This is a genomic window from Deinococcus malanensis (genome assembly GCF_014647655.1).
Taxonomy (GTDB): Bacteria; Deinococcota; Deinococci; order Deinococcales; family Deinococcaceae; genus Deinococcus; species Deinococcus malanensis.
On sequence record NZ_BMPP01000056.1, the window covers coordinates 1 to 2,333 of the forward strand.

Genomic DNA, 2,333 nt, shown 5'->3' on the forward strand with positions numbered 1-2,333 from the left:
TCCGCGATCAGCACCGCCCAGCGCGATGCGGGCAGCACCTTGAGCAGTCTGCAGACCAGCAGGATGCGTGCCGCGGTGCTGCTGTTGCCCTGGTGAGGTAACACCGTCCAGACCAGTGGAATCACCGCGCCACCCAGAATCGCGCCCAGCACCATGAGGTTCAGTGGGGTCTGTCCGTAGTGCCAGGTGGTGCGGTCCATTACCAGGGTCAATTTGCTGTCGGGGATCAGCGGCAGCAGGACGTCGAGGACGTCCTGAGAGGTGAGATGAGCGTCGTGGAAGGTGCGTGCGACCGCGCGGGTCTTGGAGTCAAGCGTCGCTTCCCGCGGCAGGTGAAGCGCAATTTTGCGGTGTAGCGTGGATTCGGCTTGAAGCAACGCGAGAAGCACTTCAGCCAGTCGTCTCAGCGCATCCAGACGACGGTGTGGCAGGCGGGTTTTCAGGTGGGCGGCCAGCATGTCGGCATGCAGGAGGGCGGTATCTCTGTTCGTCACAGGGCTTGATACCGCCCTTCGTGCTGCCATATCGCGTCCAGGACGCCATTTCTCTCAAAGTGTCGGCTGCTGAGCTGCCACCCATTTGCAGGTGACCAGAATACTGAATCCTTGATTTTTCTGCTTTACCTGATGTCTTCAGGTAACTAAACCTCAAAGGATTGCTAGATTTGTGGCTAACGAATTTGTTTATCGGAACAGCTTGGAATGGAGGGAGGTGACGAGAGGTGCGGTCTTGTGATTGCAAAGGGGTCGCGGAGCTATGGTTTTGAAAGCTCCTCCGGTGTTATTGGGTGTCCCGACTGGGCAGTCAAGATCTGCACCAGTCCAGCATTCGGGACTATGAATCTGGATGGCGGAGTTAGGCAGGCCCTCAATGAGGCGGCGGTAAAGGCGACCAGCATCAGGCTGGCTGTGGAGGCTCCGGCTGGAAGCGGTGACCCCAATGCCTACGCCACCGGTCCTGTGTGTGCCGCATCGGCTGTCGCCGGAAACGCGACCAGCAGGAATGACGCGCGTGCCTGTTAAAGCTGGTTCTGCATCTTGCTCCTGTCAGTTGATCTCCCTTCGCCTGTACTGGATTTTCGGGCGTGGAGGGCATCATCGGGGCTTCACCTCAGTCGAGCTGGCCTATCCTGTAGGCCGGTCTGTTGTTCCCGCTGGAGTCGGCCGCTCATGCGCTGCTCCCCACTTTTGGTGTTCGGAACGGACAGCACAAGAGGTGTTGGGAATGCGGACCTGCTGTTTAAAATCAGTACTGGGAAGATTATTACGACCGCAGGTGTGTACCATCACAACCTTTACCGAGTCCGTCGGCCCGGTGTACTGCAGTTTCGTCGCACGATATAGATACCGTACGTCTCTACTTATAAATTGTACACAAAAATGTACACAAACCAACAAACTGAATCGCATAGTGTGACGAAGATCCAGGTGGCGATATCTCCCGCCCATATGTCCGTACCGCATGGTCGACCGAGCAGCATACAAGATCCCATAAATATTCCTTACCGAGTTCATGGGAACAAAGAATTCAAGTCGCCTAGCCTAAGAGCGCAGTACCCAGGAGGCGATATGACGAAAATGACTGATCTCAAGGATTTGTACGTTCAGCAGCTCAAGGATCTTTACTCTGCCGAGACCCAGCTGGTTGCGGCCCTGCCTAAAATGGCCCAGGCTGCAAGCAGTGCAGAGCTCCGACAGGGCTTTGAGACGCACCTCGAACAGACCCGGAATCAGGTGAAACGACTGGAAACTGTGTTTGCCGATCTGGGGGAACAGCCTGGCGGACACACGTGTAAGGCGATGATGGGCCTTATTGCTGAAGGCGACGATATGATTAAGGAGGATGCTACGCCCGCCGTAAAAGATGCAGGGCTGATCGCCAGTGCGCAGCGCGCAGAGCATTATGAAATTGCTGGCTACGGAACTGTCGTGCGTTTTGCGCAGGTGCTGGGCTTGAACTCTCACGTCGAGACTTTGCGGGCATCAGAAAACGAAGAGAAGGCGACCGACAAGGAACTGACCGCATTAGCCGACACCATCAATGCTCAGGCTGCCAGGGGCTGAGTAAAAGTTCGCCAGCATCTACCTTGGTAGCGTCCCAGTATGCTTGTTATAAAGAACAGAATCTATTGTTCGAGCCCAAACCTACAGCCAGGTGCCTAAGGGAATAGTGGTCGCAGCTGGTTCATCTTTCCTATATAGCGGCGTGGGCTCCAGTGGTTTCAGGAAAGTGGGGTTGCACCAGTTGTGCGTAGACGGAGTTAAGAACTCCGAGAATAACGACAACGAGGTGCGACATGGGACAACGAAAGACGTATTCAGCCGAGTTCAAAC

Annotated in this window: 1 protein-coding gene and 1 pseudogene; one reads left to right on the plus strand and one right to left on the minus strand. The window is 55.5% G+C overall.

Going from position 1 to position 2,333, the window contains the following annotated elements:
- A pseudogene (locus IEY49_RS21165) lies at positions 1-494 on the minus strand (IS4 family transposase); the annotation flags it as partial.
- A gap of 1,074 nt (positions 495-1,568) precedes the next feature.
- Here IEY49_RS21165 and IEY49_RS21170 point away from each other — a divergent pair.
- Entirely contained in the window at positions 1,569-2,063 is a 495-nt protein-coding gene (locus IEY49_RS21170) for a YciE/YciF ferroxidase family protein (RefSeq protein ID WP_189012379.1), read from the plus strand.
- Positions 2,064-2,333 lie beyond the last annotated feature (270 nt).

Coding starts and splice junctions, on each gene's coding strand:
- IEY49_RS21170 (WP_189012379.1), top strand. CDS start 1,569: ATGACGAAAATGACTGATCTCAAGGATTTGTACGTTCAGCAGCTCAAG.